This window comes from Thiocapsa sp., assembly GCF_018399035.1.
Classification (GTDB): Bacteria; Pseudomonadota; Gammaproteobacteria; order Chromatiales; family Chromatiaceae; genus Thiocapsa.
On the sequence record NZ_CP073760.1, the window covers coordinates 4,289,653 to 4,304,724 of the forward strand.

A 15,072-nucleotide genomic window follows, 5' to 3' on the forward strand; every position below is an offset into this window, starting at 1 on the left:
CGCTGTGAAGAATTATCGTCGAAAAGGCGTTCGTGCTGCCCGGGCTCCGACTATCGAAAATCGGTTCAGGAAACTCTTTCCCGATGTCGTAATTCAACATGTCATCGGATGAGCGCTGGACGCTACTCGATCCGCGCTTTTACAGAATCGGTGTATTCAAGTTGCCTGATTTGAATCTTCGCGTTCGCTGGGTCGAGCGAGTTGACGAGTTGGTGCATGCGACGAATCTCCGATAGGTGAGTGCTCAAGGTGTTAGAGCCGCCAACACTTGAATCATGACGACGATGCTCGTTTAGAGATTTGGCTGTATAGTGCACTCGTCCTGGACTCGTGCAGAGCTCAATATAAAGCCGCCAGTCACCGGAGATCGTCCAATCGGGTAGCTCTTGAGCGACGGATTCGAGGGCGGTTATCAATGGCTGACGACGGAACATGACGCTGCTGACGTTCAAAATCGAATTCTTGATCGCTAGACCCTGAAGAAGAAACTCGGAGGTCGGAACGGAAAAGTCAGAATGATAGTCGAGATCACTCGACTCCGAGCAATATGTCGAGTAGCTGGATCCGATTCGGACTCCGTCGCTGTCGAGTTGAGCCGAGTCTGAGAAAGCGAAAAGAACATCTTCCTCACGAGCGAATACCTCCGCGAGACCACTCACGAAATTGGATGCAGCAAGATCATCCGCCTCGGCGATCCAAACAAGATCGCCCTGAGCGAGTCGAATACCCTTCGACCATTGTCTGAACACTGAGCCTGAGTTCTTGGAGTTAAGCTCAAGTCGAATATCGCGCTGATGATGGTCTGCGATCCTTTCTATCGTTTCAACGCTATCGTCCGTCGAAGAGTCGTCCAATACGATAATCTCGTAGATGGGGTAGTCTTGTCGGAGAATGCTGCCGAGTCGTTCCTGTAAGTAACGCGCATAATTATAGTTTGGTACGATCACGGAGACTCGGAGTAATCGAGGGTCGAGAGCTCGCAGCAAAGCCCAGCCATAGGAAGGGAAGTCAAAATCGGATCGGGCTCGCAGGGCGCGCTTTTCTCGGCGAGTCGGGTCGGCGAGATCTTTGGTTACGACTGCGCGGAGGGCTGATGCAAGGGCGCCAATATCACCGATGTTGGTTGCGAGTGCCCCGTTAACCGCGTCGCTTAGGATCTCACAGTGTCCGCCGGTGCCAGCGAAAGCGACGACGGGGAGACCGCATGTTAGTGCTTCAAGCACGACTGAAGGGAAGGGATCTTCTCTCGAAGTCAGCAAGAAAGCATCGGCAGCCGCATAATATTGACCGATGGACGTCGTGAAGTCGAGATGGTGAAGGTTCGTGCAGAGTGGTTGAGTCAGACGGGCTTCTTGAAAGCGCTCCTCTTGGTCGACAGCGAGCTTGCCAACCCATAGGAAGTGGAAGCGAGAATCGCTCCTTGAAACTTCTGTCGCACAGTCGACGAACCAATCGATGCCTTTGCGTAGATCACCATAGCCGGCGTTGATCACGAGCACGGCTTGGCTCGGGATGCCGAGAGTCTGTCTGACGTCACGACGTACATCGGGCTCGACGTCCAACGACTGATAGACTCCCTGCGGTAAGACAAGGCACTTTGAAGGCTCGCATGGCGCGATGGACATGAATGCCTTTCGAACGGTGTCGCAGGCGAAGACGATGCGATCGGCGTGGTGTGCCAATGCGCGAGCTGGGGAGTAGAGATCGCGCTCTTGAATCAACTCGGGCATTTCGTGTACGAGCGAGATGACGAAAAAACCTTGCAGCTTGAGGGCTCCAGCGACTTCTCCTGTGACGACCGTGTTCGTCAGGGCCGCTTCGAAACCCGCTTGCTTGAGCTGCAACATTGTTGACTCAAAGTCTGAGAACTGGTTTGAGATAGTGAAAACGTCAGCGAACTGTCGGTAATCCGAAACGAGATCACCGCCTTCAAGGAGCCAGATCCCGACTCGGTAACCAAACCGTCGCTTGAATAGTCGAGCGAGATGTAGGAGGAGCAATTGTGCGCCATGCTTATGCGCATCGTGCCCGACCAAGAGTATGCTGTGTTGAGTCGTCAGGTCAGCCATAGAGGGCCTTGAAACCGCCGGGCCTTCGAGTTGGAGCAAGACCTCGCGGGTCGCATGAAGGTAGGCATAGCCATGACGTCGATCCGGCTCCAGATAGGTGCCCTCCGCCCATTCGTTCCAGGCATTGACGAAAACCAAGCGTTTTTCCGGTAGCGGAAAACCAAGGGAGCGCTTGCATGCAGCAGTCAACCACCGTGTATATTCACGGGGTGAAGCGTTCGCAAAGATACTGCCCTTAGCGTTGCGTCTAGGTGTATTGTCCCATGCGGCCATGACACCCGGAAAGAGCTCGAATGGGGAGGTGGTGCTGATCCGAGCTTCGGCCTCGTCGACGAAGGCCCGATAATCGTATACATGTCCTTCGAAATTCGGGTTCAGTAGCTCGACATTATCCGTGATGTCGATGTGTGGGAATTGATGAGGTGGAAACTCCACTGCTGCATCGAACCCGATCGATTCGGGCTCGACGATCCGGGGAAAGCTCAGGACGTTCACGAGATAGGGTTGGGGCATGCCCCGGTCTCTCGCATATTCCCGCCAGCGCTCGACTGTTGCGCGAATGTCGGGAAACAATTGGGGGCGGTAGATGATCAGCAGTGGCCGCCCCTCAATCGTGATATAACGCGGATCGCGGAGTGCAGGCTCGATATCCGCGAAGAAGGCCAAGTCATCATCCGGCGAGTGGTTTTGTGCGATGAGGACGTCCTGCTCATATCCGTCCCAACGTCGGGTCCAATTCTCGTTGGCCCAGCAAATACAAAATGGGAAATCGAGGGATGGATCCTCGAGCATCTGCTGAAGCGGCTGCTCGAGTAGTCTTTGACCGCCGAACCAATAATGGTGGTAACAGAACCCCTGTATCCCATACCTCTTGGCGAGGCGGATCTGTTCCCGTTGCGTTTCTTTGACCCTCAGATCGTAGAAACCGAGGGCATCCGGAAACCTAGGTTGATCGTGTCCCACAAATTGCGGGACTGCCTTTGTGACATTGGTCCACTCGGTGAAACCCTTGCCCCACCAGGCATCGTTTTCAGGAATCGGGTGAAACTGAGGCAGATAAAATGCGATGACCTTCACGGCGAGATCGGTCATGGCGTTTTGATCATCTGAATCCGGCACGTATTCGGCGCTTCGCTGAGATCGACCAGCGCTGTCGAGCATCGTTTGGTACAGCCTTTTAAAAGGCTCGGATACGCCGGCGCTTTGTCGTGGCTCTGCGCGTGGGCCGAGCCCGCGAGACCGACCGAAACGCAGGTAATGCGCGAGAGGCGTTTCTTCAAGCGCGTCCACGGCGGTGCATTGAGATCTATACCATGATGTATCGAATCCAGGACTCGGGTCTCGTCCTTCGCGACCGCCGCTCGCTTGGTAATGGATAAGCGGATTCATCCCGGCCTGAGCTACATCCGGATTGTGGCTCAGATACCAGTCGGAATCGAACAGTGGATTGGGATCTCTACCCTCTCGTGCACCTGCAGCCAAATAATGAATCAGTGGATTCATCCGAGCTTCATCAACATCGGGGTTTTCACGCAGATACCAATCCGAGTCGAACAGTGGGCAAGGGTCTCGGCCTTCGCGAGCGCCATAGACGATGTAATGGACGAGCGGATTGAGTTTTGCAGCCGCGACATCCGGATTCTCTCGTAGGTACCAGTCCGAGTGGAAGAGTGGATGTGGATCGCGTCCCGCAAACGCGCCGATCGCGAGATAATGTGCCAGAGGGTTCGTGCCTGCCGTGAGGAGCTCCGGATTGCGAGAGAGATACCAGTCGGAGTCGAACAGTGGGTGGGGATCCCGCCCTTCGTGGCAACCATATCGAATATAGTGATCAAGCGGATTGAGTGTCGCCGTTGCGACATCTTGATTTTGCTCGAGGTACCAATCGGAATCGAACAGTGGGTTCGGATCGCGACCTTGGAAGGCGCCGGGGCCGAGGTAATCGACCAGCGGATTGATATGATCCTCGATGATTTGAGGATACTGATTTATGTACCAATCCGAGTCGAAGAGGGGGGATGGATTCCGTCCCTCGAAAGCACCTTGCTTGAGGTAATGGGCTAATGGATTGATGCCCGTCTCGACAAGATGTGGATCTTGCTCAAGATACCAGTCCGTATTGAACAGCGGATTGGGATCACGTCCCACGCGCCAGCCGATTGCGATGTAATCCTCAAGTGGGGTTGCCCTAGAGAGCACGACGTCTGGGTATTGCTCGATATACCAACGGGAATCAAAGAGTGGATTCGCCTCGCGACCCTCGTTCCAGTCGTCATTTAAGAACTGTAAAACCGGGTTATGCCCATTCAGAAGGACGTCGGGATTCCTTTGGATATACCAGTCTCGATCGAAGAGGCCACTGTTGATGAGTGCTGAGGCGCGAGCGCGTACACGCAGACGACTCGGCAAGCGGAATGACAGTGTCCAAAAAGCGATTTTTGGAAATGCGATGAGTCCTCGGGCGAGAGTTGGCCATCTGGATTCGATATTGATGAGTGGTCGAGCGAGCTGCCATGTGGCCTTTGCTTGTATCTGATCGAGCCGCTGTATAACGCGTTTGAGTTCGGCAGCCTGTCCTCGTGACCGCTCGCTATGGTCATGGTTCTGGAGCTGCAACTCTGTGAGGCTGTTTTGCTGTGCGGCGATTTCGGCATCGCGCTCCACGACGACGCGTTCGAGTCCGGAAGCGTGGCTTCGGTATTGATCAAGTCCATGCTGAAGACCAGCGAGTGCTGCGGTTTGGTTCTGCTGCTGGTCGGCGAGGGCCTGCTCGAGCTCGCCGATGCGGGACTCGCGCGCGGCGGTTTGGGTGTGCTGGTCGGCGAGGGCCTGCTCGAGCTCGCCGATGCGGGACTCGCGCGCGGCGGTTTGGGTGTGCTGGTCGGCGAGGGCCTGCTCGAGCTCGCCGATGCGGGACTCGCGCGCGGCGGTTTGGGTGTGCTGGTCGGCGAGGGCCTGCTCGAGCTCGCCGATGCGGGACTCGCGCGCGGCGGTTTGGGTGTGCTGGTCGGCGAGGGCCTGCTCGAGCTCGCCGATGCGGGACTCGCGCGCGGCGGTTTGGGTGTGCTGGTCGGCGAGGGCCTGCTCGAGCTCGCCGATGCGGGACTCGCGCGCGGCGGTTTGGGTGTGCTGGTCGGCGAGGGCCTGCTCGAGCTCGCCGATGCGGGACTCGCGCGCGGCGGTTTGGGTGTGCTGGTCGGCGAGGGCCTGCTCGAGCTCGCCGATGCGGGACTCGCGCGCGGCGAGCTCGGCATCGCGCTCCACGACGACGCGTTCGAGTCCGGAAGCGTGGCTTCGGTATTGTTCAAGCCCATGCTGTAGACCAGCGAGTGCTGCGGTTTGGTTCTGCTGCTGGTCGGCGAGGGCCTGCTCGAGCTCGCCGATGCGGGTCTCGCGCGCGGCGAGCTCGACAGTCTTTTCCGCCAGGTTATCCGCTGTTTCCCGGAGGGATCTTTCATCGAGTCGCAGGATGGCGCCTAGTGCGTTGCTGGCTCGATCAAGCTCGTTGCGTGTGTTGTCGAGTCGGGGCAGCGGTTCAAGCGAGACTGGGTCCGATTCCAAGATGCGCAGCGCAGCGAAGGTCTCTTTGACCCAAGGGGCCAAAGCCGGATGACTGGCGACCTTTTCGGCGTCGAGTGCGTGATGGCGGTGGCGCTCCTCGAGGAACTCGTCGATCTCGACAGCTGATGTCGCCGAGTAGCGGGGCCAAGCAAGGCCGATCCGATCCCCCAAGGTCGTGATGACGCCGCGCCAATCATTGAGCAAGTCGTCGTAGATCACGAAGGCCCTAGCCAACCCGCGAGAATCGTGCTCGGCATCGAGCACGTGACGGAGCCACAGGATGGATGAGAGCGCTGGGCTGAAGCCATCGCGCCGCTTGAGCGACGCAGCGACCTCGAGCGGATTACGTATCGGAATGACGCACTTGGTTTCGGTCTGGAATGCCTCGAGGACGTCCAGCCAAAAGGGCAGCAAGCGGCAGATGCGCGGATCCTTGAGAACGAAAAGCGATGATCGATCGAAATCCTGCTCCAAGATCTCGAGGGCTCGTACCTTGAAGGCACGCGGTGCGGGCGATGCGAACCAGTCTGGATTGAACCGGCGCCAGTCGTCCCAGCTTGAGCCGGCACTGTCGAGGATCTCGTCGTTGAGGCGATAGATGTCCATCGACTCCCAAAACCCTGCCTCGTTGTTGCCGTCGACCGGGGGCATGAGGTTGGAGGGTAGGTCCGCCCCGAGCCGGTTGATCACGCGTGTAAAGGCCGAGGTTCCGCTGCGATGCATCCCGAGCACGAGGATCGCGACGCGACGCGGGGCCGTTGATGGCGCCTGCGGCGCCATGCTCGTGGGTGACATGGCGACTCGGGTAGGCGATTGGGGCTGGTTCACGCGATTTGGATCTCCATGAGTATCGCCGCGGGTCGCGGATGAGTCGTGTCTGGCATATTCTGCGTCCGAGATCGGATCTGGATCGGGTGTGTTATCGTCCTGATCGGACACGTGCTCTGTGACTTGGCGGACCTGGCGGGCCGCTCGATTGATCCGCGCGGAGCGCTTGGACGACTGGCGCATAATTACTGTTCGGGTTTCGGCTGAAGGAGTCGCACGGTCCGGTACTCGGGAGCCGGCTCGGAGGCTTTCGATGGTCACTGTGGGTCATGGATCGGCCGATGTGGGCGTGCGAACCCGGGCTGGGTGGCCGTCACGGAGGTGCTGGGGCTTCTCGTCTCACATGATCATTACCCATACCCCGGACATCTTCCGCAGCAAGCGGGAGATGACAAGCGCGCTGCGCGCAGCCTTCACGGTTTCACGTGCCGGCCGATGGAGCGCCATGGGCAAGGCGCTGGATCAGATCGAGTTAGGATACTCCAAAGGCCGGGGCGTTTTCCAGCGAGGGCGTTCGATGGGGTGTGACCGAAACGAATGCGCGGTCCGTTTCCGTCACGGGGTTCACCAAGCGTCGGGGCGTTTGAGCCGCTGCTGTACGACGATGTAACGGTGCGAGCTTTCGATCTCGCCCGGGGAGCCGAGCCGATGCGCAGACCTTGCACAAGTACGCCTTGATACACGAGTCGATCGGTCCGGTTGTCGATTTGGCAGGAATCTCGAAAAATCGAATCCTTGAAAGTTCAAATTTACCGTAAGTCGAGTAAAGATGTCCACTTATCCGATGCTGGCCGCGGCACGCGAGTGGCGGCCTGGATAATGAAGAAATCCAGTGGGTTGCACTAGCCGAGGGGATCCGGCAAATGTTGTTGGGGATGCGTGGAGCCTGATCGGAATCTGCACATCTCGCCGAGAATCAGAGTGAAACCTCGCATGTATGGGATCGATCGGGTGCTGCAGGTCCTTTGGCATTGGTTGCCGCTGAGTGGAAGGTTTAGGTTCGCCGTCAAGTCTTTTGCATTTCGGACCCTTCGGCCATGGTTCAGGGGCACGTCCGCCTTTAGCGATTGGGTCGAGCAGCAGCAGTGGTCGGACCGCAGCGCGAAGAATGGTACGGAGGATGCACTTGGCGTTTTTGACGGGCCGAGCCCTACACGTTTGCAAATTGCCTCCGGGGTATCGGATTTGCCGGTGGTGTCCGTAATTATTACGGTTTGTCATCGACTTAAAGACCCAATTGCGTGCATCGATTCCATCGCTACGCATCCGCCTGCGGTTCCGATCGAGGTCATCGTCATCGACGGTCGCCCGGGCAATGACGTCGATGCGTCTTTAGCTGAGCGCTGTGATATTCGGTATCTGCGGATTTCCAAAGATCTCGGCGTCGTGGCCGCCGCGAATAGAGGCGCTGCGCAGGCCCGGGGTGATTTTGTATTTTATCTAACGCAAGACATCCGGGTTCTTGCCGGGTGGTTGGACGCGTCGATGGCGATCGCGTCGCGAATCCCCGAGGCAGGGGTCGTCGGGAGTCAGCTCTTGTTTCCGAATGGCCGAGTGAAGGAAGCCGGCCGTATCATCGGGAATGACGGTCGCGCTCGGCGCTACGGCCATCAGCAAGACCCAAGAGCTCCGGAGCTCGGTTTCGTGCGCGATGCCGATGCTTTCTCCGGCGATGCGATCCTGGTTCGCCGTAAGTTACTGCAGGATGTCGGCGGTTTCGATCCGAAGTACTCCTGTATCGACTTCGCGGCAATGGATCTGTGTTTTGCCCTGCAGGCTCGCGGCTTTCGCGTCATCTATCAGCCGCGCTCGCAGGTCTTCCAGGAGAAACGGGGCCTCACAAGTTGCGATGCCTCGGGTCGTGAGAACGCCGGTGCGGATCCGGATCGTCATCACTTTACTGCGAAATGGCGGGAGAACTTTGCTGTGCGTTCCGGGTTCGACGAACGGAAAGAGGGCATCGACGCCGATCGCCGACCTAGGGCGCGGATGCTGATCATCGATGCCTGCACCCCGACGCCTGACCGGGATTCGGGCTCGATCGATCTGCTCAACTATTTGCGCGTCCTCGAATCGCTCGACTATCGTGTCACCTTCATGCCGGCGGATCTCTTGTACGCAGGACCCTATACCAGAGATCTCCAGGATTTGGGTGTCGAGTGTCTCTATTTGCCTTTTGCGCATTCCGCCGAGAAAGTTCTCCGAGCTCGCGGCGATGAATTCGATGTCGTCATGCTTATGCGCCTGGGGCAAGGATCAAGGTATCTGAAGCGTGTTCGCGCATGTTGTCCGCGCGCGAAGGTTATTTTCAATACGGTCGATCTGCATTATCTGCGCGAGGAGCGGCGGGAGGTAACTCAGTCCGGAATGCGGGTCAGATCGATTGCCCGCCGCATGAAAGAGCAAGAGCTTGAGGTTGTACGTGAGGCCGACAGTACCATCGTCATCAGTCCGTTCGAGCGCGAGCTGCTCGCCAAGGAGGTGCCGGCGGCACGCCTACAGGTTATTCCGCTGTTGCGCGAGATTCCAGGCCGCAGTTCGGGCTACGGCGGGAGACGAGGTATTCTTTTTATCGGCGGTTTTCGTCCCCCGCCGAATGTGGATGCCATCGTCTGGTTTTGCGAGTGCGTCTGGCCTAGCGTGCGTCGTCGGTTGCCCGAGACCGAGCTTTTGATTGTCGGGAGCTATCCGTCTCCTCGGATTCTTGGACTCAAGGGAAACGGCGTGGAGGTTTTGGGCTATGTCGAGGACATCGAGCCGCTGTTTGCTCGGGTACGTCTGACGATCGCACCGCTCCGTTACGGCGCTGGGCTTAAAGGCAAGGTGGTGACCAGTCTTGGATACGGAGTGCCCTGTGTCGTGACTCCGACGGCCGCCGAGGGACTTGGGTTGGACGACGGTCAGGGCATTCTTGTGGCTGCAGAGTCCGAGGCGTTCGCTGCAGCGATCGTGCAGCTCTACGGGACTGCCGATGAGTGGGAGCGTTCTTCGTTGGCTGGTCTACGCGCGGTTACGGAGCGTTTTTCGGTCAGCGCGAATCGACCTCGGATACTGGACCTGTTGGCGGAGCTGGGTTTGCCCGCTTGAGATTGACTGGCGCCTCAATCGAAGTACGAGACAACGCTTCCATACCCTCGCTGCTTGATCCCGGCCGCTATCCTCCGATCCCTGATGTCGTGCGAGTCTAGTATCCAGAAGCTGTTGTGAAATTGCACGACCTCTCTGCTTGTTATAATCATGGTTCGACAGCCGAAAAATGTGCGGCAAGTGAGTTGGGTCCAGCGGTAAAGGGGTCCGGGAAGCGTTCGCGCAGGTCCGGGCGGGCACGGTAGGCGAGTCGATGCTCACGCAGGATGGGCGAGCCGTCCGAATAAGAACCGTAAGCCCATCAACCAAAGGGTAGTCCGGAAGAGGCATTGGCGACTAGGCGGGACCGGTACCAATGCATCAACTCGAAGACGGCGACTCGACCACCTGCGTAGCGTTCCAGCATTGTTTCTCCGGCCCCGTTGATCTTCGTGAAATGGAAAAAACGCAACGGCTGGTCCGCAGCGAAGATTCTGCCGTCTTCTCTGATCGAGATCGGTCGTCGACTCAAGTTCCAGCTTGCGACGTTGTAACCGGGGTCGCGGAGGACGTGGACACCCGGAAAGAAGGCCGGCGCAAGATCGCACCAACGCTGGTCGGTAAAGATGCCGTTCGGGATATCGTCGAAACAGAACTCAAGAAGTCGGTCACGCCACCACTGCGCGAAGCGATAGCCCTCTACGGTGTTGGCTACAGCAAGGAATCCGAGGTTAAAGATGCCGTGCTTCAGTGACCCGATTTCGTTGTCGAGGATCGTTTGGCGCTCATTGTCGGGCTCAAGCTGGTGAGGCGTAAGAAGGACGTCGTGGCGGTCGAGAAGCGCTTGGACGTTGTGAAGGTCTCCAAAGAGTGCGATGTCGGGGTCGAGATAGACGACCTTGTCCGCGCCCGCATCAAGAAGTCGACAGAGCATCTGCCCTTTCACGGCTGTGCACAGCTCGATGACATCGTGATCGAAAACCCAACGGTCCAGATCTGCGATGCCGAGCTCCTCCACGCGCACGACGTGATCGATCGGCTCGCGTGCTGCGTCGAAAATGAAGCCCGCAGGCTCACGGTCGGACAGGCAGAGCCAGAACGTCCATTCGGGATGATAGCGGCGCAGTGACTCTCCGAGCACGCGAACGCGGTCAAGATACGCGAATGAGGCGCTGGTGAAACAATGGGTCTCAGACATAGATGCTCATGTGTCTTTCTCGTTCTCTTCCGCCACCATCGAGAGCGTTGGTTGCGCACGATTTGTTGACTGTGTTCGTAGCCAGTTGGCAGTGACTTCTATCGGGAGTAGCGCGCCCCGGAGTTTTGGAGAGGATTCGACGAATTCCCGCAGCCGATCACCATCGAACAGACCAAACAGCGCTGCTTCGTCAGCAACAGCGCAGCCTTGATCGGGTGCATTGGCTGCGACTGCAGGCCAGACGTTGCCTGCACCGATTCTGGCAACGACGAATGCACCGCCGACTAGCGCCTCGTGGACGGAAAGCGAGAAGGTCTCAGGACAAAGTTGCCAACTCACGACGACGTCGATGCGCGACTCGGCGATCGCTTCGACCATTGCATTGCGTTGTTTCGTATCGACAATGACCGGAATGTTGCGAATAAAGCTGGGTAGAGGAGATCCGGAGTCCGGCGACCCGAGCTGCAGGAATTCGTATCGACCATCGTTGGCCAGGTGCAGTGCGAGATCCTCGAAAATCGACCATCCTTTTAGAAATGCCCTGGCGCCGAGGTGGGCTACACGAAGCGGTCTGCCAGGAGGGATAGGCATGGTGCTTCGCTCGGAAGGCGCGGTTATGATACGAGCAATAGGACACGCTTCGCCCTGCGCGTGAGGCAATCCACTACCACGTCGCCAAAGGCTTAGGGCGATTTCGGACGGTGCCAGCACCGAGGGATGCACTGCCTCGAAGAACTCTCTGATCCGCTTGAGATGAGGTTTACGCTCCTCTCCGTATGAGCAGATGTTGCAGGCAACGGACATCGGTGGCGGAGCGCCGCAGTAGTCGACATCGTTACGCATGAGCGCGTAACTGGGGCAGAGTGTAAAAAAGTCGTGGATCCAGACGATCGGGCGCAGATCACCGCTCGCACGGAGAAGCTCAAATACGAACTCAGGGGCGAACCCCATCAGGTGGTGAATGACACATCGCACCTCGATGCCCTGCCTACGCTGCTCTGCAACGGCGGCAATCAGGTCTACGAACCTGGCTACCCCAGTCCATTTGGTGTCTATTCGAAGGCTGACAGCGAAATCGTCTGCAGGCTCGGGGTCTGCGAGCATCGGCAGCGGTATCGCGGGAGAAACGTGGAGGTAACGCCAACCGGTTCGGCTGAACGTAGCCTGCTCATCGCCGATGACCAACTGAACACCACCGTAGTTTCTGGCGTAGTCGTCATGGCTGAGAGATAGGATCAAACCGCGGCTGGCAGATGAGATCTCAACGGCATCCGATAGTGTGGTTTTCGAGATCGGCGGTGAACGCTCGGCGCCTTCGATCCATCTTTTCGCTTTGACTCGCGGCGACACGCTGTCTTCAAGCTGCCGCCGGAACGCATCGAGCGGACGGCGACGTTGTCGGCCTTCTTGCGAGCCGGCCCAGATGAAATGGAGGAGTGGGTTGATGCCGGCTGCGGCAACGTCGGGGTTTTTGCGAGATAGTAGCCCGTGTCGAAGAATCGGCTGGGGTTGCGTCCCTCGCGCCAACCAGATTCGAGAAAGTGCGTCAGTGGATCAATGCCCGCGTCGCGCACATCACTATTGGACGCAAGATAGTAGCCGCGGTCGAAATGCGCGGCGACCGCCCGGCGTTCGTCTTCGCTTGGGCGGTGCATTACGTCGGGATATCTTGCATCTAAGCTACCCACACGCGATCGCCTTTTGGTTGGTGAATCGGGCCTTGATCATAGTCCCGGCCAGTGCCTGACGAACAGTGCGTAGTCAGGGCTTCCAGCCCTAATTCTGTCAGGCCGGGATGGCCTGACTGTGCGGGCAGCAGTCCATGTGGTCGGAGTTATGAACAAGGCCGTGCATCGGTTAACGGCAACGCTTAATCAGGCTCGATGTCGGACCAGGATCCGGCGCAAAACGGCGCGGAGACGCGGACTGCCGTGGATGATCCGACGGAGTGGAGACGTCAAGCGCCAAGTTGTGCTCATTTCGATCTCGATGGCTCGACGTTCTGCGGCTAGGGCGCGTTTCTCGAAATCGTCGGCACGGTCTCGCTCTACTCCAAGGGCGGAGAGGCGGTCAAGCGCCTCGACAGATGCGCGAGCCATTCGAGCCTCCGCGTACTGCGCGCGCTCTTGTTCGGATTCCAGTTGAGCGAGTCGCTCGTCGGCTCGCTCCTTTGCCTGTCTAAGCCCAGCCTCCGCGTTCTGCACGCGCTCGCGCTCGGTTTCCAGACGCGCGAGCCGCTCGTAGGCCAGCGTCTCGGCCTGTTGTAGTCCAGCTTCGGTTTCGGCTAGCCGGGCCAAAACATCTTTGTCCGGTAGCGGCTTCGGTTGCCAGCCGGGGCAGAGATAGGTTTCATACTCCTCGCCCCGAAGCCTGTGCACAGCGAGAGCGACCACCTCTGCGGCGCCGAGACCAACCCAATCACGTTCGCCCCAGCGGGGGGTGCGCCAAAGAGCCTCTTTAAGGTCGTCTTGGTGGTTAACGCGGCGGAGGATGCAGCCATGACGGAGCATCTCTTCATCCAGCACAGGCGGCGTTTTCGGTGCAGCGAGTATTCCGGCTTCATAGGCTAGTGGTAAAATTGAGACGGTATCGCCTAGAAAGTTGTCCGGGTTGTGGGCAGGAAAAGCGAAGTAGTAGAGATCCAATCCCCAAGATAGGAGTAAGGCTGCAATGTCCAAGGAGCTCGGGTCTTCTCTGCACTCGACCCAGATGCTGGTTTCGCCACATCTGAGGTGCTCGGCGTCGCTCTCGAGAACGCCGAGCTCCATCCCTTCCAGGTCGAGCTTTACGAGGTCGAAGGCTCCGTGTACCGCACGAAGCTCGGCGAGGGTGACAAGGCGTTGCTGAAAGACGGTTTGGCTCCCCGGTGAGGGAGTGGCGCTATCGCCTCCTGCAACGAAGGACGTCGCACCAAGGTTGCACGGGTCGCAGAGCCCATCATGGAAAGTGCAAGCGGGCCATCCGAGAATCCCTTCGATGACACTGAAAGTGCCTTTGTGGTTGCGTGCGACATTCTCCTTAAGTAAGGGGATCAGTGCGCTGTTTGCCTCGATCAAGCAGAGATGATCGACGTGCCGCTGGAGCGCGATACCGAGACCGAAGGTGCCAATGAATGCCCCTGCGTCCAGAATACGAACTCGATCTCTCGGTAGCGTACCGGCAACGAAACGGGCTTCCTCCCACGCCCATTCTCCGTAGCGATCCAGGAAGCGTCCTATTAGATCCGTCGCCGTGTCCGGAACCGTTAGAGTTCCGTAACGTGTATCAACCTCAGCCATTTCGAGCCTAATCAGTTAGACCAACGTTTACTGTCGAGATGCGACGCTGGAAGAATTCGAGCCGCGGGCCTCTTCTCCCGGCGAACGTCTAGATTTTAAACCGCGCCCAGTGCGGTATGCGATGTTTATGGATGGGATCGGCCCCGGCGGATTTCAGAGCCGCTGGAGCCGGCGCGGTTTAAGGTATTAAAAAATATAAAATTTTAAACCGCGTTCCCCGCTAAGGGTCGTGGATTCACCAAACTTCGAACTCACTCGAAAGTGAGCATCTCGCTCTGGACGCGGTTTAGGGCGAAAAATTTAGCTTTTGAAAACACGTTGGGAGGCCAAGTTCCGCATTTTCAGTCTGGCTCGGGTCACCGGACCCTTAGGCGAATTCCGGAAACCTTCATGCCAAGGGTGTAGTTTGTGCCGAGCCGTGCGAGGCACAACCAACCGTAGGCGCAAGTTGTGCTTCCTAATCGTCAGCACAACCTACGGGTATGGAAGTTTGCAGAAATCGCCTTAATGCTCGACTTCGGCCATTTCCGTGGCTCGGGAGGGCCGGGAGGTGCCTGGAGCGATGGTGACGGACCCGATTGATTTGGCGGCAGAGTGCCGAGGGCGGTATCGTCCGATGTCGACCAAAAACCACGGACGTGCCCGAGCATGTTCTCTCTGCCGACCTCGATTGTATCTGTTCTGCAGCCCTTTGACTGCCTGTTCACCTGTCCGACCCTGGCGCATGAGCACGGCTTGCCGGCGGGAACGCTGCTGGCGCAGGTGCCGCGCACGATGGGGCTGAGCGCGGAGCGGCGCTTCGAGCTATCATCGGGTGCTGAATCGGGAGCAGTGTTCGCCGCGCCAACGGGAAGGTTACAGGAGTCAAGCTGACAGTGTAAAGATCTCGCGAAGCTGACAAGGCGCCCGCAGCAAAGAAATAGTGGTTGATGATGGCTCCGGCTGAGCCCCGTGCATCTTCACGATCCGTGGATGACGGTGCTTGAGCTTGTCGCGATGATATTCGACAGCCGCGTACATGCGCACAGAATAGACGCGGTACAATGAGATCTGGGGGGATCAAATAGAAAGA

Annotated in this window: 6 protein-coding genes; 2 read left to right on the forward strand and 4 right to left on the reverse strand. The window is 58.1% G+C overall.

Going from position 1 to position 15,072, the window contains the following annotated elements:
• Positions 1 to 122: 122 nt before the first annotated feature.
• Positions 123 to 6,425 (reverse strand): glycoside hydrolase family 99-like domain-containing protein, encoded by a 6,303-nt coding sequence (locus KFB96_RS19610; RefSeq protein ID WP_213501508.1) that lies wholly within the window; start codon positions 6,423 to 6,425, stop codon positions 123 to 125.
• 954 nt (positions 6,426 to 7,379) lie between these two features.
• On the opposite strand from KFB96_RS19610, the gene KFB96_RS19615 reads away from it, so the two are divergent.
• Entirely contained in the window at positions 7,380 to 9,545 is a 2,166-nt protein-coding gene (locus KFB96_RS19615) for a glycosyltransferase (protein ID WP_213501510.1), read from the forward strand.
• A gap of 301 nt (positions 9,546 to 9,846) precedes the next feature.
• On the opposite strand, the gene KFB96_RS19620 is transcribed toward KFB96_RS19615, so the two are convergent.
• From KFB96_RS19620 to KFB96_RS19630, 3 genes are all read right to left on the reverse strand, one after another.
• Complete coding sequence (locus KFB96_RS19620) at positions 9,847 to 10,722, reverse strand: glycosyl transferase (protein WP_213460650.1); 876 nt, start codon at positions 10,720 to 10,722, stop codon at positions 9,847 to 9,849.
• A 6-nt stretch (positions 10,723 to 10,728) separates the two neighbouring features.
• The gene (locus tag KFB96_RS19625; RefSeq protein ID WP_213501512.1) at positions 10,729 to 12,249 is read right to left on the reverse strand and encodes a hypothetical protein; all 1,521 of its coding nucleotides are present in this window, start codon (positions 12,247 to 12,249) and stop codon (positions 10,729 to 10,731) included.
• Between the two features lie 347 nt (positions 12,250 to 12,596).
• Positions 12,597 to 14,000 carry a hypothetical protein gene (locus tag KFB96_RS19630; protein ID WP_213460654.1) on the reverse strand — a complete coding sequence of 468 codons (1,404 nt, stop codon included), beginning with the start codon at positions 13,998 to 14,000 and terminating at the stop codon, positions 12,597 to 12,599.
• 648 nt (positions 14,001 to 14,648) lie between these two features.
• Between KFB96_RS19630 and KFB96_RS19635 the strand changes: the two genes are divergently transcribed.
• Positions 14,649 to 14,873: a hypothetical protein gene (locus KFB96_RS19635; protein WP_213460656.1), complete on the forward strand. Its 225-nt coding sequence runs from the start codon at positions 14,649 to 14,651 to the stop codon at positions 14,871 to 14,873.
• Positions 14,874 to 15,072 lie beyond the last annotated feature (199 nt).